At 68.1% G+C, this 20361-nt stretch carries 18 protein-coding genes and 3 pseudogenes; 10 read left to right on the top strand and 11 right to left on the bottom strand.

The window, feature by feature from the left end; translation table 11 throughout:
- Positions 1-57 precede the first annotated feature (57 nt).
- On the top strand, positions 58-1095 hold the full coding sequence (locus tag AC6I9V_RS15900) for a Gfo/Idh/MocA family protein (protein ID WP_497900090.1): 1038 nt from the start codon (positions 58-60) through the stop codon (positions 1093-1095).
- A gap of 89 nt (positions 1096-1184) precedes the next feature.
- Here AC6I9V_RS15900 and AC6I9V_RS15895 read toward each other — a convergent pair whose 3' ends face one another.
- From AC6I9V_RS15895 to AC6I9V_RS15885, 3 genes are all read right to left on the bottom strand, one after another.
- On the bottom strand, positions 1185-1340 hold the full coding sequence (locus AC6I9V_RS15895) for a hypothetical protein (protein ID WP_497900089.1): 156 nt from the start codon (positions 1338-1340) through the stop codon (positions 1185-1187).
- 85 nt (positions 1341-1425) lie between these two features.
- Positions 1426-2064, bottom strand: a complete 639-nt coding sequence (locus tag AC6I9V_RS15890; RefSeq protein WP_497900088.1) for an FMN-binding negative transcriptional regulator — start codon at positions 2062-2064, stop codon at positions 1426-1428.
- Positions 2065-2110: 46 nt separating this feature from the next.
- The gene (locus AC6I9V_RS15885) at positions 2111-3073 is read right to left on the bottom strand and encodes a DMT family transporter (protein ID WP_497900087.1); all 963 of its coding nucleotides are present in this window, start codon (positions 3071-3073) and stop codon (positions 2111-2113) included.
- Here AC6I9V_RS15885 and AC6I9V_RS15880 point away from each other — a divergent pair.
- Both AC6I9V_RS15880 and AC6I9V_RS15875 read left to right on the top strand, forming a co-directional pair.
- Positions 3072-4484 (top strand): aminotransferase-like domain-containing protein, encoded by a 1413-nt coding sequence (locus AC6I9V_RS15880; protein ID WP_497900086.1) that lies wholly within the window; start codon positions 3072-3074, stop codon positions 4482-4484. The two genes, AC6I9V_RS15885 and AC6I9V_RS15880, sit on opposite strands and share 2 nt — an antisense overlap.
- 36 nt (positions 4485-4520) lie before the next feature.
- On the top strand, positions 4521-5939 hold the full coding sequence (locus AC6I9V_RS15875) for an AAA family ATPase (protein WP_497900085.1): 1419 nt from the start codon (positions 4521-4523) through the stop codon (positions 5937-5939).
- Here AC6I9V_RS15875 and AC6I9V_RS15870 read toward each other — a convergent pair.
- Together AC6I9V_RS15870 and AC6I9V_RS15865 are read right to left on the bottom strand one after the other, a co-directional pair.
- On the bottom strand, positions 5925-6593 hold the full coding sequence (locus AC6I9V_RS15870; protein ID WP_497900084.1) for a hypothetical protein: 669 nt from the start codon (positions 6591-6593) through the stop codon (positions 5925-5927). The genes AC6I9V_RS15875 and AC6I9V_RS15870 overlap by 15 nt on opposite strands.
- The gene (locus AC6I9V_RS15865; RefSeq protein ID WP_497900083.1) at positions 6590-7312 is read right to left on the bottom strand and encodes a dienelactone hydrolase family protein; all 723 of its coding nucleotides are present in this window, start codon (positions 7310-7312) and stop codon (positions 6590-6592) included. Before AC6I9V_RS15865 ends, AC6I9V_RS15870 begins: the two co-directional genes overlap by 4 nt.
- A 185-nt stretch (positions 7313-7497) precedes the next feature.
- Between AC6I9V_RS15865 and AC6I9V_RS15860 the strand changes: the two genes are divergently transcribed.
- The gene (locus AC6I9V_RS15860; RefSeq protein ID WP_497900082.1) at positions 7498-8727 is read left to right on the top strand and encodes an amidohydrolase; all 1230 of its coding nucleotides are present in this window, start codon (positions 7498-7500) and stop codon (positions 8725-8727) included.
- Here the strand turns inward: AC6I9V_RS15860 and AC6I9V_RS15855 are convergent.
- Positions 8721-9659, bottom strand: coding sequence for a 5'-3' exonuclease (locus AC6I9V_RS15855; protein WP_497900081.1), 939 nt, complete (start codon positions 9657-9659; stop codon positions 8721-8723). The two genes, AC6I9V_RS15860 and AC6I9V_RS15855, sit on opposite strands and share 7 nt — an antisense overlap.
- A 7-nt stretch (positions 9660-9666) precedes the next feature.
- Positions 9667-9864 (bottom strand): annotated as a pseudogene (locus tag AC6I9V_RS15850) (LLM class flavin-dependent oxidoreductase); the annotation flags it as partial.
- 275 nt (positions 9865-10139) lie between these two features.
- Here AC6I9V_RS15850 and AC6I9V_RS15845 point away from each other — a divergent pair.
- The 3 genes and pseudogenes from AC6I9V_RS15845 (at position 10140) to AC6I9V_RS15835 (ending at position 12933) form a co-directional block, all read left to right on the top strand.
- Positions 10140-11709, top strand: a pseudogene (locus AC6I9V_RS15845) (HNH endonuclease signature motif containing protein).
- Between the two features lie 69 nt (positions 11710-11778).
- Positions 11779-12156 (top strand): VOC family protein, encoded by a 378-nt coding sequence (locus tag AC6I9V_RS15840; RefSeq protein ID WP_497900080.1) that lies wholly within the window; start codon positions 11779-11781, stop codon positions 12154-12156.
- 9 nt (positions 12157-12165) lie between these two features.
- Positions 12166-12933, top strand: a complete 768-nt coding sequence (locus tag AC6I9V_RS15835) for an SDR family NAD(P)-dependent oxidoreductase (RefSeq protein ID WP_497900079.1) — start codon at positions 12166-12168, stop codon at positions 12931-12933.
- A 1-nt stretch (position 12934) separates the two neighbouring features.
- On the opposite strand, the gene AC6I9V_RS15830 is transcribed toward AC6I9V_RS15835, so the two are convergent.
- Both AC6I9V_RS15830 and AC6I9V_RS15825 read right to left on the bottom strand, forming a co-directional pair.
- Positions 12935-13792, bottom strand: coding sequence for a 3-hydroxyacyl-CoA dehydrogenase (locus tag AC6I9V_RS15830; RefSeq protein ID WP_497900078.1), 858 nt, complete (start codon positions 13790-13792; stop codon positions 12935-12937).
- A 26-nt stretch (positions 13793-13818) separates the two neighbouring features.
- The gene (locus AC6I9V_RS15825) at positions 13819-14451 is read right to left on the bottom strand and encodes a TetR/AcrR family transcriptional regulator (RefSeq protein ID WP_497900077.1); all 633 of its coding nucleotides are present in this window, start codon (positions 14449-14451) and stop codon (positions 13819-13821) included.
- A 69-nt stretch (positions 14452-14520) separates the two neighbouring features.
- Between AC6I9V_RS15825 and AC6I9V_RS15820 the strand changes: the two genes are divergently transcribed.
- The 3 genes from AC6I9V_RS15820 (at position 14521) to AC6I9V_RS15810 (ending at position 18507) form a co-directional block, all read left to right on the top strand.
- The gene (locus tag AC6I9V_RS15820) at positions 14521-16938 is read left to right on the top strand and encodes an alpha/beta fold hydrolase (protein ID WP_497900076.1); all 2418 of its coding nucleotides are present in this window, start codon (positions 14521-14523) and stop codon (positions 16936-16938) included.
- Between the two features lie 105 nt (positions 16939-17043).
- Positions 17044-17655: a TMEM175 family protein gene (locus AC6I9V_RS15815; RefSeq protein ID WP_349411342.1), complete on the top strand. Its 612-nt coding sequence runs from the start codon at positions 17044-17046 to the stop codon at positions 17653-17655.
- A 96-nt stretch (positions 17656-17751) separates the two neighbouring features.
- Complete coding sequence (locus AC6I9V_RS15810; protein ID WP_349411343.1) at positions 17752-18507, top strand: hypothetical protein; 756 nt, start codon at positions 17752-17754, stop codon at positions 18505-18507.
- Between the two features lie 85 nt (positions 18508-18592).
- Here the strand turns inward: AC6I9V_RS15810 and AC6I9V_RS15805 are convergent, their stop codons facing one another.
- On the bottom strand, positions 18593-19390 hold the full coding sequence (locus tag AC6I9V_RS15805) for a dioxygenase family protein (protein WP_349411345.1): 798 nt from the start codon (positions 19388-19390) through the stop codon (positions 18593-18595).
- 153 nt (positions 19391-19543) lie between these two features.
- Positions 19544-20263, bottom strand: a pseudogene (locus AC6I9V_RS15800) (SDR family NAD(P)-dependent oxidoreductase).
- Between the last annotated feature and the right edge of the window lie 98 nt (positions 20264-20361).

Genomic DNA, 20361 nt, shown 5'->3' with positions numbered 1-20361 from the left:
CGCCCGTACGGTACGGCCTACAACACGCCGGCAGCGGCCCGCGGAAGGGACCCCACCATGTCAGACACCCCCACCGTCCACTCCCCCGATCGCCCCGAAGGCCCGGGTAGCATCATCCGGTGGGGAATCCTTGGCACCGGCCTCATTGCCGGGCTGCAGACCTCGGATCTGGTGCAGCACGGCTTTGTGGTCCAGGCGGTGGGTTCCCGCAATCTGGCCACGGCCCGCGAGTTCGCCGCCAGGTTCGGCCTGCCCGCGGCCCATGGCAGCTACGAATCGCTGGTGGAAGACGCCGACGTCGACGTGGTCTATATCTCCTCGCCGCACCCCTTCCACTACGCGAACGCACTGCTGGCTCTGAACGCCGGCAAGCACGTGCTGGTGGAAAAACCGTTCGCGATGAACGCGTGGCAGGCGCAGGAGGTCGTGGACCTCGCCGCGTCCAAGGGCCTGGTCGCCCTCGAGGCAATGTGGACGCGGTACCTGCCGCACATGGTCCGGATCCGTGAACTGGTCGGCTCGGGCGCCCTCGGCGAGGTCCGGACCCTGCTTGCGGACCACAACCAGAACCTCCCCAAGGATCCGGAACACCGGCTTAACGACCCGGCATTGGGCGGCGGCGCCCTCCTGGACCTGGGCATTTACCCGGTGTCCTTCTCCTTCGACCTCTTCGGGGTGCCGGCCGGAATCCAGGCCGCCGCCAGCATGACGGCCACCGGCGTCGACCGCCAGACCGCCATGATCTTCGAATACGGGGACGGACAGCAGGCGGTGCTGCATTGCGCGCTGGACACCGCGGGACCGAACCGGGCCGCGGTCATCGGCACCGGAGGCAGCATTGAAATCGATCCGGTCTGGTACACCCCCACGGGCTTCACCCGCTACGACGACGGCGGTAACGTCGTCGAGCGCTTCGACGAGCCGGTGACCGGCCGCGGCATGCAGTACCAGGGTTGGGAGATGGAGCGGCTGATCGCCGCTGGCGCCACCGCGAACGACATCCTGCCGCCCAGCCAGAGCGTCCAGGTCATGGCGGCGCTGGACACTGTCCGGGGCCAGATCGGGCTCAGCTACAGCAGCGACGCGCGTCCCTGAGCCCTGCCGGGAGCCCACCGCAAACAGCTCAGCAGTTGGGCGAGTCGAACTCGTAGGCTCCGGAATCGGCGGCGGCCGTTCCGTTGCAGTCACCGTCCTGCGGCACCGCGAGTTCTGTCGTTGCCCGCGGCACTGACGTAGTACGTGACACCGGCCGCCTGGGCCGGGACCGCGGATCCGGCCGGCAACCAGCCGGCCAGGATGAAGGTGCCGAGGGCGGCCGCGGTGGGGGAACTGGTTTTCATGGTCATCCTTGCCGTTGGTCCGCCGCTGGAGGACCGGCCCCCTGCCGGTTTGTCCCCTGAATCTAGTGCAGGCCGGTGGAAATGGCTACGCCAACGGCAACCCTTCCTGCCGTGCCCGGTCGACGTCGGCCGCGCTGGCCGTGTGACCGGCGGCCCGAAGTCCTGCCACCACGCCGTCGATGTCCAGGGCAGAGCGGTTCTGGCTCAATTTGGCCTTCGCCTCGATCCTGCTGATCAGCAGTTCGACGCCGACGATGGCCCGCAGTTGGCCGGCGATATACCGCTCCGGGGCGTCGTCGACGGACCATGGCCGGTCTGAACGCGCTTCGTGGAATTCGGTCAACTGCCGGACATGGCGGTCGAGCCAGGCCGGGTCCTCATGGACCACCAGCGTGCCGTAGACGTGTGCGGTGGAGTAGTTCCAGGTCGGCACAACGCGGCCGTGCTCGGCCTTTGAGGCATACCAGGCCGGCGAAATGTAGGCGTCCGCACCCTGAAGGATGACCAATGCCTCTCCGATCGGCGGCTTGGACCACTGCGGATTGTTCCTGGCCAGGTGGCCGTGCAGCGCGCCGTGCGCGCCGGCCGAGGGATCGTAGAGGAGCGGCAAGAAGCTGGCGAGCAGGCCCTCCGCGGTCATGGTGATGAGGTTGGCGGCTACCGGGGCAGCGAGGAGTTCCTCGATGGCGCCCGGGCTGGCGGCGAAGTGTGCGGGGATATACATGGGGCTGTCCTTTGACTTTGGGTAAATTGGCGCGGTCCGTGCGTCTTCAGACTCGCGGCGGCGCCAGGGGCGGCTTCACCCGGGCCCGGACGGCCAGGCCGGCGCAGGCGATCACGGCGGCGCCGCCCATCAGGGTGGCCGGCGTCAGCGCTTCGCCGAGGAGTAGCGCCGCCCACGCGATACTGAGCACGGGCTGAACGAGCTGGATCTGGCTGACCTGCGTCATCGGGCCGATGGCGAGTCCCCGGTACCACGCGAAGAATCCGAGGAACATGCTGACGACGCCGAGGTAGGCGAAGGAGGCCCACTGCGCCGGGGTGCCCGACGGGGGCTGCTGGGCCACCGCGAGCGCGGCCAGGGCGACCATCAGCGGCACCGCGAGGACGAGCGCCCAGGACACGGTCTGCCAGGCGCCAAGTTCACGGGCGAGCAGGCCGCCTTCGGCATAGCCCACCGCGGCAGCCGCGACGGCTCCGAGGAGCAGCAGGTCCGCCCAGTGCAGTTGCCCGAAACCTCCGGGCTGTGCGAAGGCGAAGCCGACGGCGGCGGCAGCGCCCGCCGCCGTGGCGAGCCAGAACGCCGCGGGCGGCCGCTCATGTCCGCGAAGGACGGCAGCGGTCGCCGTCGCGGCCGGGAGCAGCGCGATCACGACGGCGCCGTGGCTGGCAGGAGCGCTGGTAAGGGCGAAAGAAGTGAGCAGCGGAAATCCGACGACGATTCCGCCGGCAACTACCGCGAGCCTGATCCACTGCCGGCCCAAGGGAAAGCGCTGGCGGGTAAGGACGAGCGCCGCGGAGGCCAGGGCAGCTGCCACGACCGCCCGGCCGGAGCCGATGAACAGGGGCGAGAGGCCTGCGACGGCGACCCGGGTGAACGGAACCGTGAAGGAGAACGCCGCCACGCCGAGCAGGCCCCACCAGAGACCGGCCGCGCGGCCGACCGAAGGGGCAGCAGATGCGGCCGGTATCACTGGGCTTCCACTGACAGTAGCGCTACTCTTGTCTCTCATGGACAACGATAGCAGTTCGCGGATTGTGGCGCAGCTGAAGGAATGGATTGCACGGGCCGCCCCAGGCTCCCGACTGCCGTCCACGCGCTCGCTCGTGGCCGAACACAGTGTCAGTCCCGTTACGGTGCAGAAGGCCCTGCAGGCCCTCACCGGCCAGGGCCTGATCGAAAGCCGTCCGGGCGTCGGGACCTTCGTCCGCGCGGTCCGGACGGCGCGTCCCTCCGACTACGGCTGGCAGACGGCGGCCCTGCGGGCGCCGAAGGCGCCGCTGCGCTCGGCGTCGGCCGCGATGCGCAGCGCTTCCAACGATGTGATCGCCCTGCACTCGGGCTACCCGGCCCGCGAACTCCTGCCGGAGCGGCTGGTCCGGGCGGCCCTGGTCCGGGCAACCCGCGGCGAGGCGGCGCTCTCCCGTGCCCCCGCCGCGGGACTGCCCGAGCTGCAGTCGTGGTTCGCCCACGAACTCGGCACCTCGACGCCGGCGGGCGTCACGCCGCCCGGGGCGAGCGACGTCGTCGTGCTGCCGGGCAGCCAGAGCGGCCTTAGCTCGATCTTCAGGTCGCTGGTGGGCAGCGGGCAGCCGCTGCTGATGGAGTCCCCCAGCTACTGGGGTGCCATCCTCGCGGCTGCCCAGGCAGGCGTCCGTGTTGTCCCGGTGCCGTCCGGCCCGGACGGCCCTGACCCGGACGGGTTGGCCCGGGCGTTCGAGGAGACCGGGTCGCGGCTGTTCTATGCCCAGGCCAACTACGCCAATCCCACCGGGGCGCAGTGGAGCGTGCGGCGCGGAGACGAGGTCCTGGAGGTGGTGCGGCGGCATGGGGCATTCCTCGTGGAGGACGATTGGGCCCACGACTTCGGCATCAGCAGCGCCCCCTCCCCCGTGGCCGCGCGCGACGATTCCGGCCATGTGGTGTACCTGCGGACGCTGACGAAGAGTGTGTCGCCGGCCATCCGGGTGGCCGCCGTCATTGCGCGCGGGCCGGCGAGGGAGCGCATCCTCGCCGACCGCGGGGCCGAGTCGATGTACGTCAGCGGCCTGCTCCAGGCCGCTGCCCTGGACGTCGTCACCCAGCCGGCCTGGCAGACGCACCTGCGCAGCGTCCGGCACCAGCTCCAGTCGCGCCGCGACTTGCTGGTGACGAGCCTTCGCGAGCACGCCCCGCAGGCCCAGATCACCCTGGTCCCCAAGGGCGGGCTGAACCTCTGGGCGCGGCTGTCGGACGGGACCGACGTCGAGCAGTTGAGTGCCGACTGCGAGCGGGACGGCCTGCTGATCGCTGCGGGTACGGAGTGGTTCCCCGCGGAACCTGCCGGCCCGTTCATCCGGCTCAACTACGCCGGGCCCAACCCCGGCGCGTTCCCGGAGGGTGCCCGCATTCTGGGCCGGGCCATTCAGGAGAACCTGCGGTAGGGCTGCCGGGTGCCGGGACGCTGGTAGGGTCTGCGCATGGATGAAAATTTGGGGAAGTTCATCGACAATTTCGCGCAACTCGTGCAGCTTGCGCAGGCCGGGCAGCACCGCGCAGCAGCCGGGCCGCAGCTGCTGACGACGCTCACCGGGCATCTGGGCGTGGCGGCCGGGTCGGTCTCCGTCGTGGTGGAGGACATTCCGCCGCACCGGTTCGTGGACGCCGACATCCAGATGGCAGAGCTTGCGGGCGAGGATCCGCAGTTCCGGCTGGTCGGCATCGGCGGAGGGGACCAGCGCCACCATCACTCCTTAAGCGACATGCTGCAGCAGGCGCAGGTCTTTCCGCAGTTCCCGCTGTCCCAGCCCGACTACGCCAACCTGGCGGTGGGGCCGGACGAGCAGCGCCAAGCGGTGGCGCTGGGGCTCTGGCTGTTCAGCCACGGCGGCCGGCCGATCGCCGTGCTGCAGCGGGACGCCAACCCCCGGTCCGGCCGGCAGACTGCCCGCCTGGAAGTCCTTGCCGCAGATACTGACTCCGCGGCGGCGTTCCTCGCCGACTTCCGCCGTCGCATGCAGCATCACAGCGTCCTCAAGGGGCAGGTCATTTCACTCGTTATGGGTGAATACGGCCCCAGCGCGGCGGGCGTGACCTTCCACGCGCGCCCATCCCTGGCCGCTGCCGAGGTCATCCTGCCGGACGGCCTGCTGCAGAAGGTTGCCGACCACGCCTTGGGGATCGCCGAGCACCGCGACACCCTCAACCAGTACGGGCAGCATCTCAAGCGCGGCATCCTGCTCTACGGCCGGCCGGGCACCGGGAAGACCCACACGGTGCGGTATCTGCTCAGCCGCAGCCACGGGGCCACCGCCATCCTGCTGTCCGGCGGCTCGCTGGCCCGGATCTCGGAGGCGGCCACCATGGCGCGGGCGCTGCAGCCGTCCATCGTCGTGCTCGAGGACTGCGACCTGATCGCCGAGGACCGCAGCTTCGGCCACGGGCCCCAGCCGCTGCTGTTCGAGGTGCTCGACGCCATGGACGGCCTGGCCGACGACGCCGATGTGGCGTTCGTCCTCACCACCAACCGGGTGGACATGCTGGAGCGCGCCCTGGCGCAGCGTCCCGGCCGGGTGGATCTGGCCGTGGAGATTCCGCTGCCCGCGCAAGCAGAGCGCGTGGCGTTGCTCCGGCTGTATGCCCGCGGGATTGGCTTCAGCCCTGCGGCACTTGAGGAGGCCGCGGCCCGGACCGACGGCACCACGGCCTCGTTCGCCCGCGAGCTGATCCGCCGCGCCGTCGTGGCCGCCGCCCTTGCCGGCTCCCCGGTCGCGGACGCCCACCTTCAGGCGGCCGTGAGCGAGCTGATGGCCGACGGCGAGGCGCTCACCCGCAGTTTGCTCGGCAGCGGAGGCGGCGTGGGCAGGCCGGCGGGTGCCGGACGCTCAGACGCTTTCTGACTCGGCGAGGCGCTTGAGGTTGGCGAACTGACGGGTCTGCATCACCCAGTGCGAGGGCTCCAGCACCACAATGCTCAGGAGAGGCTGTAGCCATTTCGGCCGGAACGACCAGTACCCGCTGACGACGAGCCGGGTGCAGCCCTCCGCCGTTTCCTTCAGCTCGAATCCCCAGAGAGAGTCGGTGAAGTGCCGCGGCCGTGCTCCTGCCGGGTCGAACGGCCTCCCCCGCAGATCGAGGGACATCCGAAGGCCAAGGAACCGTTCCGGCTCCAGCGCTGCCACCTGCCACCACTGGCTGCCGTCCGGTGTGGCCGCCAGACGGTCGCCGACGGCGATGTCCTGCCACTCGGGGTGGATGGTTTCCGCGCTGCGCCGTCCGAAGTTGTCCAGCCGGTCCCAGCTGTACCAGCCGCCCCGGTCGGTGCCCATCTGCAGCAGCCAGGGCCACACGCGCGACGGTGGAACGTTGACGGTCACGGCCATCGTTGCGCTGCGCTTTCCACCCGGGACGATCACGGCGCCCGGGTAAGGTCCGAGGACCTCGCCGCCGGTCGCGCCCGCGCGCAACAGGCGCGGGCGCACGAGGGCCAGATAGGCAGTTACGAACCCGGCGGCAACGATGCCGGGCAGCCGCCCCGGGGCGCTGTTAGTCATTGCTCCTCCCCCGCAGGGCCCAGGTGTTTCCTGAAGAACACGAGGATGCGACGGCGCGCGTCCTCGGCGGAGGGCTCGTGGTAGCCCGCCGCCACCAGTTTCGCGAGCAGTTGGTCACCGAACGTCAAGTCCGAGGGGCCATGCTTGTTAAGAAAACCATGCCCAGCGCCCGGGTAGACCTTGATGTCGTGGTCTATCCCGGCGGCGGTCAGCAGCGGCTCCAGCCGGGCCGGCGCCTTGCGCACTCCCGGCCAACGGTCCTTGGCGCCATAGCTCGCCACAATCGGGCAGGCGCGGGGCATTGCCCTCGCCGTCTCGTCGTCGAACCCGCCGTAGTTCACGCTGGCAGCGGCGAAGTCGTGGTCCGGGGCCAACATGAGCGCGAACCCGCCACCCATGCAAAAACCGATCACGCCAACCCGGCCGGTGCAGTCCTCGCGTGCGGCCAGCCATGCGCGGGTGCGGTCCAGGTCGCCGAGGGGCCGCCACCCGCGGATCAGGGACCACAAACACGTTGCCCGGCTCCCCCAGTGGAACAGGTCCGGCGCCACCGCGAGGTACCCCTCGCCGGCGAGCCAGTCAGCCTGGCTGCGGGTGTCGCGGCTCAGGCCCAGCGCGTCATGGATGACCACGACGCCGGGCCAGGGACCCGCGCCGGGCGGAGCAGCCAGGTAGGCCGGCATTTCGCCGCGTTCCGTCGCGACTGTCACCTCGGCCATGCGCACCTCCCGGAGCGCTCGGATTGATCACACCTGGGTTACCGGTCTACCAGCACAGCGGCGGGGGCGGGAAGGGCCCAAGGCCACCCGCTGTCCTTGATCTCGTCGCTCAGCGGTCTAGGCTGGATCGTGCCAGCGGCGCCCGGACTTCTCCGTCGCCTTCAGCCAGCGAGAGCGAGCTGCTCATGAGTAACGTCGCAACTGTCCTAGCCGGCCTCGATTCCGAACTGGGCTGGATACGCGAAACCTACACCGAGTTGCACCGGCATCCGGAACTCAGTCTGGAAGAACACGCAACGTCGACGATGGTCGAAGCCAAGCTCGCGGCGTCCGGCTATTCGGTGAGCCGCATCGGCGGTACCGGCGTCGTGGGTGTGCTGCTCAATGGCGAGGGTCCCACCGTCCTGGCCCGGGCCGACATGGACGCGCTGCCCGTCACGGAGGCCACCGGGCTCCCCTACGCGTCGCAGGTGGACGGGGTTATGCACGCCTGCGGGCACGACGTCCACGTCAGCACCCTGCTCGGCGCCGCCAAGTTGCTGGCGGAGGGTCGGGACGCGTGGTCCGGTACCTACATTGCGTTGTTCCAGCCGGCCGAGGAGATCGGGGCCGGGTCCCAGGCCATGATCGACGACGGCCTTACCACCAAGGTTCCGAGACCCGATGTCGTCTTCGGCCAGCATGTGATGCCACTACCCGCAGGGACCGTCGCGACCACGGCGGGACCGGTCCTCTCGGCCGCCGATTCACTCAAGATCGTCGTGTACGGAAAAGGGGCACACGGCTCGATGCCGCACATGTCCGTGGACCCGGTGGTGCTGGCCGCGTCGATCGTCGTCCGGCTGCAATCCGTCGTTTCCCGACAGGTCAGGCCCGGCGACTTCGCAGTCGTAACCGTGGGAGCGCTGAACGCCGGGACGGCATCGAACATCATCCCGGACCACGCCACGATGCTGCTGAACATCCGCACCTACGATCCACATGTCCGCAGCACCGTGCTGGCCGCAATCGAGCGGATCGTCAGGGGCGAGTGCTCCGCCGCGGGCACACCGCGGGAACCTGACTTTGAGTATTACGACCAGTTCCCGGCCACGAGCAACGACGCGGCCGTGACGAAGGGCGTACACGCCTCGTTTGTGGCCCACTTCGGGGCGGACGCCGTGCACGGGGCCCAGCGTCAGACGGCTTCCGAGGACTTCAGCCGCATTCCGGACGCGTTCGGCGCGCCGTACACCTTCTGGCTCCTCGGCGGCGCGGACCCGGAGGAGTTCCAGGCCGCGGCCGCGAAGGGAACGGTGGCGCAGGACATTCCGGCCAACCACTCCCCTCTGTTTGCCCCGGTCATGGACCCGACCCTGTCCATGGGCGTCCAAGCCCATGTGGTCAGCGCACTGTCATACCTTGCCGCTCAATGACGCCCGTCCAACGCCGCGAGGAGCCGTGTGACCGAGCCGCCAAGGTTCCACTCGGCAGCAAGGGCCGCAAGTTCGGCGCGGGAATCGCCGGCGACGGGACGCAGTTGCGCCCCTGCCTCCTCAAGAGTCGGCAACTCAAGGTCGCGCACGACGTTCACGACATCGGGCGCGACGGACAGATAATCCTGGGCCGAGCCGAGCCTTGATCGAATGGACGGGGACAGTCCGCTTCCCGCGTCCGTTGCAGCGGCCAAAAGGCTCTCCAGCGTGCCGTAGTCGGCCAGAAGCGCCGCAGCGGTCTTTTCGCCGATGCCGGCGACCCCCGGCAACCCATCCGAGGTATCGCCGCGCAGGGTCGCATAGTCCGCATACTGCCCCGGGAGCACGCGGTACTTGCCGAAAATGACCGACTCGGTGACTACTTCCAGGTTCCGCATTCCCCGCGCCGTGTAGATCACCCGCACCTGATGGGCGTCGTCAACAACTTGGAAAAGATCACGGTCGCCGGTCACCACGTCCACCGGAAACCTGGCGTTGCTGGCGTAGGTGCCGACGACGTCGTCGGCCTCGTGGTCCGCCGCCCCGACGACGGCGATGCCCGCCAGGTCAAGCACCTTGCGGATCAACGGAAGCTGGGCGGTGAGGGCGTCCGGCACGAGCTCGACGTCAGGAGCGCCCGCCACGGCCTCGGCCACGCGATGCGCCTTGTAGCTGGGGAGGCGATCGACCCGCCACTGTGGGCGCCAGTCATTGTCCCAGCACGCGATGAGATGCGACGCGTCGTAGTCGGTGGTGAGCCGCGCGATCATGTCGAGCAGGCCGCGAACGGCGTTAACCGGCGTGCCGTCGGAGCGGTGGATTGTGTCGGGCACTCCGTAGAACGCACGGAAATACAACGAGGCGGTATCGAGCAGCATCAGACGTTGGCGCATAGCCGAATCAGTCCCAGCCCAATGCGGGGCGCAGGTCGCGGGAAATCGACTCCAGCAGCCGCACGTTGAAGTCGACGCCAAGCTGGTTCGGGACGGTCACCAGCACGGTATCCGCTGCCGCCACCGCGGCGTCGCGGGAAAGCTCTTCCACGAGACGATCGGGCTCTCCGACGTAGCTGCGCCCGAACCGGGCCAGACCGCCGTCGCGGTCGTTGTTGCGGCCGTCGACGCCGACATCCTCCGCGGCCACGGCCAGGTCACCTGCCTGCAGGAGGGCGTCCCGGGCCGAGCGTGTGCGCGAACCCGGGATGTCACCCCAGTGGCCGAAGGACAGAAAACCGATGCGCTTCATGAGACTTCACCCTCTCACAGGAGCTCCGGCGCCCGGAAGCTTCCCGGCGCCGCTTGGTATGAACGATTCTTTCCGCGGACCGCTGCACCGCAGGCATTATTGTCGGTGCCTGCTTCTAGTGTGGGGCTATGGAAAGCGGAGCGGCTTTGACTTCGGAGACCGGTGCGGAGACCGGTGCGGCGCTGGCGGCTGTTGCCGCGTCCGTTGCTGCTCTGGCGGCCGTTATGGAGGACGGCGCGGAGCACACCGACTCGTTGCGGAAACTAGCCGATACTTGCCTGGACGGCCTGGCCGAGGTGGCCCGGTGCGAGGCCCGGTTCGCCGCGTTGAAGGTCCGGCTGACCGCGGAGTACCTCGGCGCGGCCGAGGCCCTGGCGCCGGCGGCGACGCCGCAGGACTGCACCGTCCGGGAGATGGCGGTGGTCTCCGAGGTCGCCTGTGTCCTGACCGTCAGCGAACGGGCCGCCGGGGCGCTGATCTCCGAGGCCCTGGCCCTGACGGCGGAGCTGCCGCTGACCCTGGCCGCCCTGCAGGCCGGCACGATCTCCTGGCAGCACGCCCGGATCATGGTCGACGAAACCGCGAACCTGGACCCGGCCGGGGCGGCGGCGCTGGAAGCGCATTTCCTGGACCCCGACGCGCCCAAACCCGCCCGCGGCTGCGGCGCCGGGGAGCTCGTCCCCGGCCGGTTCCGGGCCAAGGCGCGCGCCTGGCGCGAACGCCACCACCCGGTCAGCATCCAGGCGCGCCACACCAAGAGTGCCGTGAACCGGCGGGTCGAATACGCCCCGGACCGGGACGGCATGGCCTGGCTCTCGGCCTACCTGCCGGCCGACACCGCCGCCGGGATCTGGGAACGAACCACCGCCGCCGCCCGCGCCCTGCAGGGCCCGGCCGAAACCCGGACCCTGACCCAGCTCCGCGCCGACATCGCCGCGACGTGGCTGCTCAGCCAACGGCACGGGCTCCGTAACGCCCAACGACGGCATGGGAACCGGGGGCGTGCCGTCGCCCCGGGCGCAGGTCCTGGTCACAGTCCCGGCCCTGTCCCTGCTGGGTGCCACGGACGAACCGGCAATGCTGGACGGATACGGGCCGATCTCGGCATCGATGGCCCGCCGCCTCGTCGCGGACGGCGCCGAGTCGTTCAACCGGGTCCTGACCGACCCGCGCGACGGTGCCCCGTTGGAAATCGGCCGGACCAGCTACCGTGTGCCGAAGGCCCTGCGTCAATGGCTTCGCCTGCGCGACGGCAAATGCCCGTTCCCCGGCTGCAACAACGCCTCACTGGACAACGACGCCGACCACCTTCTGGCCTGGGCCGACGGAGGCGCCACCGGCATCACCAACCTCGGCCAGCCCTGCCGCAAACACCACCGCCTCAAACATGGCTCCGGCTGGACGCCCACCGCGGCCGGCAAGAACCACCCGCCAGGCTGGACCTCACCATCAGGACGGACCTACCCCAGCGCACAACAGGACTGGGAACCACCCCACTGGCCAGGCCCCATCTTGGCGGCGGATATGCTGGTCGACTCCGTGCCGCCCCCGGATCTGGCATCTGACTTCGAACCGTGCCCTCATCCAGACGATCCGGACGATCCAGACCAGGATCCGGACCAGTGTCGCGGCCCGGATCCCGAAACGGACCTGCCCGCTGACCCCTTCCCGGAGTGGTACCTGTTTGCGGCCGCGTAGCCACGTGGTGCAGCGCCCCCATCCCGAAAATCTCAGGCGCCGTGGGCCCCCCTGGGCTATCGTGGTGCCATGCCAAGCCAGCTAGCTTCAATTGCCATCGACGCGATCAATCCACAGGTGGTAGCCGACTTCTGGTGCGCCGTCTTCGGCTGGCACGTCCTCGAGGAGGACACCGGGATCATCAGCATCGGCCCGCACGGCAAGACGTACCCCACCATCGATGTGATCGCGGTCCCTGAGGGCAAGACCGTCAAGAACCGGCTGCATTTCGACCTGCGCGCGGACGGCACGTCTACGGCGCAGGAGCTCGAGCGGCTGCTCGCCCTCGGCGCAGAGCGCACGGACGTGGGCCAAGGCCGGGACGTCAGCTGGGTGGTACTGGCAGACCCGGAGGGCAACGAGTTCTGCCTGCTGTCCCGCTCCGTCCAGGACGTGGACCAAGACTAGGGGAACCGCGTGGCACGCATCTTCATCACCGGCTCCGCCGCCGGGCTGGGGCTAGGCGCTGCGGTTACCCTGATCGATGAGGGCCACGACGTTGTCCTGCACGCCCGCACGTCCGAGCGCGTCAAAGCCCTCGGCGACCTGGCCAACCGGGCCGCCGGCGTCGTCGTGGGCGATCTCAGCAGCGGGACGGAAACCCGTTCACTGGCCGAGCAGGTGAACAGCATCGGCCGCATGGACGCCGTCATCCACAACGCCGGCACCTACCTGGAGCCGGCCCGTGGCAACACCCCCGAGGGGCACGCACGGACACTGGCCGTGAACACTTTGGCGCCGTACCTGCTGACCGCTTTGATCGACAAGCCGGCTCGACTGATTTTCCTCAGCAGCGGCCTCCACCGCAGCGGCAGTGGCTCGCTGGAGGACGTTGACTGGAGCCAGCGGCGCTGGAACGCCGGCCAGGCGTACGCCGAGAGCAAGCTCTACACCACCACGCTGGCCCTCGCAGCAGCGCGCCACGGGCCGGCGGTGCTGAGCAACGCCGTCGACCCCGGCTGGGTACCCACCAAAATGGGCGGCCCCGGCGCGCCGGACGACCTGGACAAGGGCCACCTTACGCAGACCTGGCTGGCCACCAGCAACGATCCTGACGCCCTCACCAGCGGAGGGTACTGGCACCACCGCACACTCCGCACTCCCGCCGCCGAAGCCCTGGACCCCGGTTTCCAGGACCGGCTCATGGGTCGACTGGCCGAACTGACCGGCGTCACTTTGTTCTGATTCAGTACGTATAGAAGCCCTCGCCCGTCGCGACGCCGAGCTTGCCCTGGTCGATGTAGTTGTCCTTCAGGTACCCGGCGAAGGCCTGGGACCCGGCGTCCGGGGACGACGACGCAATGTTGTACGCGGTTCCCAGGCCAACGACGTCGAAAATCTGAAACGGGCCGCTCGGCGCTCCGGTGGCGATGCGCCACGTCTTGTCGATGGTTTCCGGGCTGGCGATGCCCTGCAGTAGCAGGCCTGCGGCCGCGTTCAGGAGCGGGACCAGCAGCGAATTCAGGACGTAGCCGGCCTTCTCCTTCTTGATCTCGATCGGTTCCAGCCCGCTGTTCCGGGCGAACTCGACGACGGCGTCGAACACCGCCGGATCGGTGTCGGCCGTGCCCATCACCTCGGCGATGTTCTGCGCCCAGATGTTGTTGGCGTGATGGATGGCGAGGAAGCGGTCGGGGCGGCCGGTGGACTCCTTGAGGTCGCTCGGCAGCAGGGTCGACGAGTTGGTGGCGAAGATGGTCCTGGCGGGGGCGAGCCCAGCGAGTTTGCGGTAGACCTCGCGTTTGAGCTCAAGCAGTTCGGGGACGGCCTCAATCACGAGGTCCGCACCGGCGACGGCGTCGGCCAGGTCGGCAGTCAAGCGCAGCCTGCCCAGAGCGGCCTCGGCTTCGCCCTCCGCGGCGCCTCCCACCTTTGCCGCCCGGTAGATACCTGCGAGCTGCGCGAAGCGCGCCTCGGCCTTCGCGAGGGCGTCGTCGTCAATGTCATAGGTGGTGACAGCGAATCCGTGGAAGGCGGCCTGGTCGGCGATTTGCGAGCCGAGCACTCCGGTGCCGAGCACGGTCAGCGTCTTGATCTGGGGCATCTGCGTTCTTCCTTTCAACGCGGGCATTACCGGCGTCCGGGGTTGTCGGATCCATAGATACTGCGGATCCAGATGGTTGATAGCACATCCAGGGCACTCGACTCGGGGATGGCGGGACTCTCCTGGTTGAGGACCGCGGTGATCACCCGCTCGTTCATCAAATTGAGGCTTACTGCCAAGTCCCGTGCGTCGACACCCTGTGGCGCAGCCCCTCGGTCCTGCTCGGACTGAATCACGTCACTTGAGAAGTCTGCCCAGGACTGCATCGACTTGGACCAGAGCGCACGCACTGCCTCGTTGCGTGCGCGCACACCAATCGCCGCGGTGGCGACGCCGCGGTGGGCTACGAACACCTCGACGAACATGCCGATGGAGCGCGTCCACGCCCCCGCGGGGTCGGTCGCGAAATCCCGCGGCAATGCGCCCACCCGGTGTTCCACCTCGGTAATCACCCGGTCCAGGAGGGCCAGCAGCACCTCGTCCTTGGACGAGAAGTAGAAGTAGAAGGTGGGGCGCGAGATGCCGGCGCCTCGGGCGAGATCCTCGATCGAGATCTCGTCAAAGGCCCGCTCGCAGAGGAGCGCCTCGGCGGTGAGCAGGATCGCGTCCTGGCGCTCATCCCCGGAGACCCTTGTGCTGCGTCGTCCTCGCTGAACCATGGGCCCATCCTAGCCTCATCTCTCAACATGCTGTTGACTCTCTCAACTTGGAGTCGATAACTTGGCATGATGAGCGAACACGTGGATGTGTTGATTGTCGGCGCCGGGCTAAGCGGCATAGGTTTCGCCAGCCGACTGAAACGCGAGGTACCCGGAAAGACTTTTACGATTCTGGAGTCCCGCGGCGCGGTGGGAGGCACCTGGGACCTTTTCCGCTACCCGGGCGTCCGCTCCGATAGCGACATGTACACGCTCGGCTACTCCTTCCGGCCCTGGGCCGGCGCCAAGGCGATCGCCGACGGCGAGTCGATCCGCGAGTACATCGAGGAGACGGTCGCGGACGAGGGCCTGTCTCCGCAGATCCGGCTGAATCACCGGGTCGTCTCAGCCGAATGGTCCAGCGATACCGCACTGTGGACGGTGACGGCGGTCCCGACGTCGGGCGGAGAATACCGGGCAGGCGATGCGGCGTCTGGTCCCGGCGCGACTGTCACGTTTACCTGCTCGTTCCTGTCCGTCTGCTCCGGCTACTACCGCTACGACGAGGGGTTTACCCCGGCCATTGAGGGGGCCGAGACGTTTGCGGGGCCGATCGTCCACCCGCAGCACTGGCCGGCCGACCTCGATTACGAGGGCAAGCAGGTGGTGATCATCGGCAGCGGGGCCACCGCCGTGACACTGGTGCCGTCGATGGCGAAGTCCGCCGCCAAGGTGACGATGCTGCAGCGCTCCCCCACCTACATCGCCCCCGTGCCGTCGCGGGACCACCTTGCCGACCGTCTCCGGGGCAAGCTGCCGGCGCAGCTGGCGTACGACGTCGTGCGGGCCAAGAACATCCTCTTTTCGATGTTCACGTACCAGCTCAGCCGACGGCGGCCGGAGACGATGAAGGCAATCCTGCGGAAGTCGGCCATCGCCAAACTGCCGGACGGCTTTGCGGTCGACACGCACCTGGCACCGGCGTACCAGCCGTGGGACCAGCGGCTCTGCGCGATCCCCAACGGCGACCTCTACCGTGCGATCAGCGCCGGGACCGCCGACATCGTGACGGACGAGATCGCGCGGATCACCCCGACGGGAGTTGACTTGGCCTCGGGCGGGTCAATTCCGGCCGACGTCATCGTGATGGCGACGGGACTGAACCTGCTGGTGATAGGCGGCATGACGCTCACCGTCGACGGCGAACCTGTGGACGTCGGCAGGACACTGACTTACAAGGGCATGATGCTCGACGGCGTCCCTAACTTTGCGCTCACCGTCGGCTACACGAACGCCTCGTGGACGCTCAAGGCCGATCTGGTCGCAGGTTACGCCTGCAGGTTGTTGAAGTACCTCGACCGCCGGAACCTGCAGTGGGTGGCGCCCAGTGCGCCCGCCGGCGTTGCCGACGCCGAACAGACGTCGCTGATCGATTTGAAAGCCGGCTACATCCTGCGCGGCGCCGGCGACCTGCCCAGACAGGGCCCCCGCTCGCCTTGGCGGCTGCACCAGAACTATTTCCGCGACTTCGCCTTGCTCAGGGCCGGCCGGCTGAGGGACCACGTTCGTTTCGGACGGCGCGGGCAACCCGTGCATGCCCCCGGACGGCGTACGACGGCGGGGAGCCAAGATCCTCTTGCTCTTCCCGGAACGGGACACGTCGACGTCGGCGGCACACGCTTGCGGTACCGGAAGACCGGCAGCGGGGATCCCCTGCTGCTCCTTCACGGCATCGGCCAGAGCCTGGAGGACTGGAACGAGCAACACGAGCGGCTCTCGGCACGCCACACCGTCATCAGCGTGGACCTGCCCGGCTTCGCGTACTCCGACCGGGTCCCGGGACAGGCGACGCTGGCGAAGCTTGCAGCCGTCCTTCCAGGCTTCCTCGATGCCGTCGGGGCGCCTGGGCCGCTGCCCGTGATGGGCAACTCGCTCGGCGGCGCCGTTGCCATGAAACTGGCTGCCGAGCATCCGGACCGCGTATCGGCCCTGGTTCTTGCCAACAGCGCGGGGTTCGGCAAGGAAGTCGCACTGGTGTTGCGTCTGCTCGCAGTCCGCCCGCTCGCCGCGCTGCTCATGCGTCCCGACGAGGACGCTTCGCGCCGCACCGTGCAGTCGCTGTTCTATGACAAGGCCTTGGTTACCGAGCCCCGGGTGGGCCATGCGTTCGCACTGTCGCAACGGGCAACCCACCGCAAGACGCTGCTTGACGTCGCCCGCGACCTCGGAACCGTTTCCGGCGTCAGGGCCGAATGGCGGACGGCCCTTATCGGGGCGTTGGCGCAGCAGGACGTACCCACGCTTGTGGTGTGGGGAACCCACGACCACATCCTCCCGCACAGCCATCTGGCGGCGGCGGTCGAGGCATTCCCACACGCCGAGCCGTACGTCTTCTCGAAGACGGGACACATGCCCCAGATCGAACGCCCCGACGAGTTCGCCGAAGTAGTGGAGGAGTTCCTCTCCCGGGCCCCTGCTGTACTGTCAGGTAGCGATAGCTCTCGCTAGACCGACGGTGCGCCCGGAAGACGAAGCGTTAGTCGGGCATTGGACGCACGGAGGAAGGCCCGCGTGCGGAGCCTTCCTTGGACGTTCAGGCCCTAAGCTGGCGCTGTGAACAAGAATCGGCTGGAGGCGTTCAGCGACGGTGTGCTGGCCATCATCATCACGATCATGGTCCTGGAACTGCGGGCGCCGGAGGAACCGACCTGGTCCGGTCTGGCCGCCGTCCTGCCGACCTTCCTCAGCTACTTGCTCAGTTTCGTCTACGTGGGAATCTACTGGAACAACCACCACCACATGATCCACCTGGCCGACTCGGTCAACGGGTCAGTCCTGTGGGCCAACCTGCACCTATTGTTCTGGCTGTCGCTGTTCCCGTTCAGTACACGCTGGATGGATGAGTCGGGCTTCGTCGAGGTACCGGTGCTGGTCTACGGGATCAACCTGCTCTGCGCAGCCGTCGCCTACTTCGTCCTGCAGCAGGCGCTGATCCGCCGGCAGGGCCGAGGCGGCGCGCTGTCACGCGCCATCGGCCGGGACTGGAAGGGAAAGGCGTCGCCGCTGATCTACCTGGCCGGCATTGCTACCGCGTCCGTGCAGCCACTGCTCGGTCTTGCGCTGTACACCGCGGTGGCCCTGATCTGGCTCGTTCCGGACCGCAGGGTTGAACACTTCGTCACACAAGAGGGTTGGGGCGGGAACGGCGAACGGCACACAGGGTAAATACTTGGCCCTGCCTGTAACGCCTGACGACGTTCCGGAAACTTTGTTTTCAAGCGGGCATTCAGGCCGCCGTCACCGAATTTTGGGGGTTACACAATGAATTCACGTCGCACCGCATTCCTCACGGCAGTCGCCGTGGCGGGAGTCTCCGCCAGCCTCGTCCTGGCTGGCTGCGGGCCGCAACCAGGAACTCCGGCCGCAGCCTCGGACGTCGCCGTGAGCGGCACGGGCGAGCGGACGACGGCGCTGACCGTCCCGGCGTCGTCCATGCCACCGTCGGGAGCCCCCGCTTCCAGCTCCGTACCGGCGTCGAAGGTTCCCGCCTCAAGCGCGAAGCACGGGTCTCCGGCGCTGAAGACCTACACCTTCCCGGACGGGCACATCTCGTTCGCCTATCCGGAGACGTGGACGGTGCGGACGGTACAGCCGCCGGCCGGCCTCCCCGGGGTCGAAGCGATCGTCGCCGACACCGAGGGCAACGATTTGCTGACCTTAGCCAACGGCGTCACCGCCGGGTGCGCGGGCGGCCCGGTGTCACGTCGGGTCTTGGACCAAACGGCGGCTCCCGGAATGACGGCGCCGAACGGTGTGGAACCCAGCTTCGGCTTCGTAGCGGAAGACTATGGGAACGGCGAAGCGTATTTCATGGGACTCACCGATCCCCGGTCGCTGAAGGAAGGTGAGGGCGTCTCGTCTTGGTGCAACCTGATCCCCACGGCGAACGGCGGCCTCTTCACCCGAGTTCATTTCAACGAACCCGGCTTCCCGAACCGCGGCGCGGCCAAGGCCTGGCTGGCGACCGATCAGTACGCCCAGCTCAAGGCCCTGCTGCTGAGCCTGAACTACGCCTGATCCTGGCTGGAGGAGCGGCGGATGTGGCGAAAGCCCTGCACCCAACCGGGTGCAGGGCTTTCGCGTCGCCGCCCGCCGGCCCTGCTTAGGTCAGGGTCCAGGAGCGCTTGGACAGGCCGAACCAGAACCCGTCAATGGCGGTCTTGGCGTTCAGGTCGCCGGACTCGTAGGCCGCGCCAAGAGCCACATAGAGCGGGGCCCAGTGTTCGCTGCGGGGGTGCGCCTCGCGGGCCGCCGGAGCCTTGTCAAGGAAGTCCAGGATGGAGTCGACGTCCCCGCGCGCCATTGCTTCCTCTGCCCAGTGATCGAACTCCCGGGAGACCGACGGCGGTGTGCTGTCGGGTCCGCCGGCGGGGTTGAACCAGCGCAGGTTGTGCGTGGTGAAGCCTGAGCCGACGATCAGCGTACCGCGGTCGCGCAAAGGCGCCAGCGACTTCCCCAGATTGAACAGGCCCTGCGGATCCAGGGTGGGCATGGACATCTGTACCACCGGCACATCCGCGTCCGGGAACATCTCCTTGAGCGGGACGTAGGCGCCGTGGTCCAGGCCGCGGTACTCGTCGCGTTCTACGTGGTGGCCGTGGTCTGCCACGAGCTTCGCCACCTCGGCGGCGAGCTCGGGGGCCTGCGGCGCGTCGTAGGTGACGTCGTAGTACTTCTGGGCGAAGCCGCCGAAGTCGTAGACCAAGCCCGGGTTGCGGGTGGTGGCGCTGAGCGTCACCGGGGCGTTTTCCCAGTGGGCGGACACCATAAGGATGTCCGTGGGCTTGTCAAAGGTGCCGGACCAGGTCTTGAGTTCACGGGTCCAGGTGGCGTCGTCAGCCAGGGGCGGTGCGCCGTGGCTGAGGAAGAGAACCGGGGGGCGGTCGAGTGTCGAAGTCATGACACCATTCTAGTCGGTTTTAGTTGAAGGTTCAAGTGTCTAAATGAGGCGGGCGTTCAGGACGGCTTCGGCAGCCCGCATCAGGGGACGCCCTACACAAACGAGCGCGCCCCCTCCAACGGGATGGGGCGCGCTCGTTGCACCAGGGTCGGCCTAGACGGCGGTGTAGCCGCCGTCGATCGGAATAGTCGCACCGGTGATGAACTTCGCCTTGTCGCTCGCGAGGAAGGTAATGAGGTCGGCGACCTCCTGTGCCTCGCCGACGCGGCCGGCGGGGTGCAGGCCTGCTTACTGCTCGAGGGTCGGCTCGTCGATGAGCGGGGTGCGGATCACGCCCGGGGCCACCGCGTTCACGCGGATGCCCTCCTTCGCATACATGGTCCCGGCGGCGCGGGTCATGTTCACAACGCCGCCCTTCGAGGCCGAGTAGGCGATGTTGTTGGAGACGGCCACCAGACCGAACATCGAAGCGAGGTTGACCACGACGCCCCCGCGGCCCTGCGTGAGGAGCTGCTCGATGGCGTACTTGTTGGTGTAGAACACGCCAGAGTAGTCGATGCCGTTGGTGCGCTCCCAGTTTTCCACGGTGGAGGTGACGACGTCGCCCTCGCCTCCAACGCCGGCCGAAGCGACGGCGATATCAAGGCCGCCAAATTCCTCGACCGTCTTCGCGACGGCCGCTTCGACGCTCTCGGCCTTCGAGACGTCACCCTGGAAGAATTTTGCGCCGATCTCGTCGGCCACTTCCTGCGACTTGGGATTGAAATCGAAGATCATGACCTTTGCGCCTTCGGCAATGAAGGTCTTCGCGGTCGCGAGGCCCAGCCCCGATCCGCCACCGGTAATAAAAGCGACCTTGTTCTCGAGTTGCATGGCTTAATCCAATCTCTCAGCGATGTCGCGGTCAGGGTCGTTATGTCGGCGCTCCCGCGGTACGCGTTTATATGCGTATGCATCTATCCTTGCACTAT

This window comes from Arthrobacter sp. SlRoot2-15, from assembly GCF_059739345.1.
Note: the sequence above shows the minus strand (reverse complement) of the source record. Positions and strands in the feature narration are given on the sequence as shown.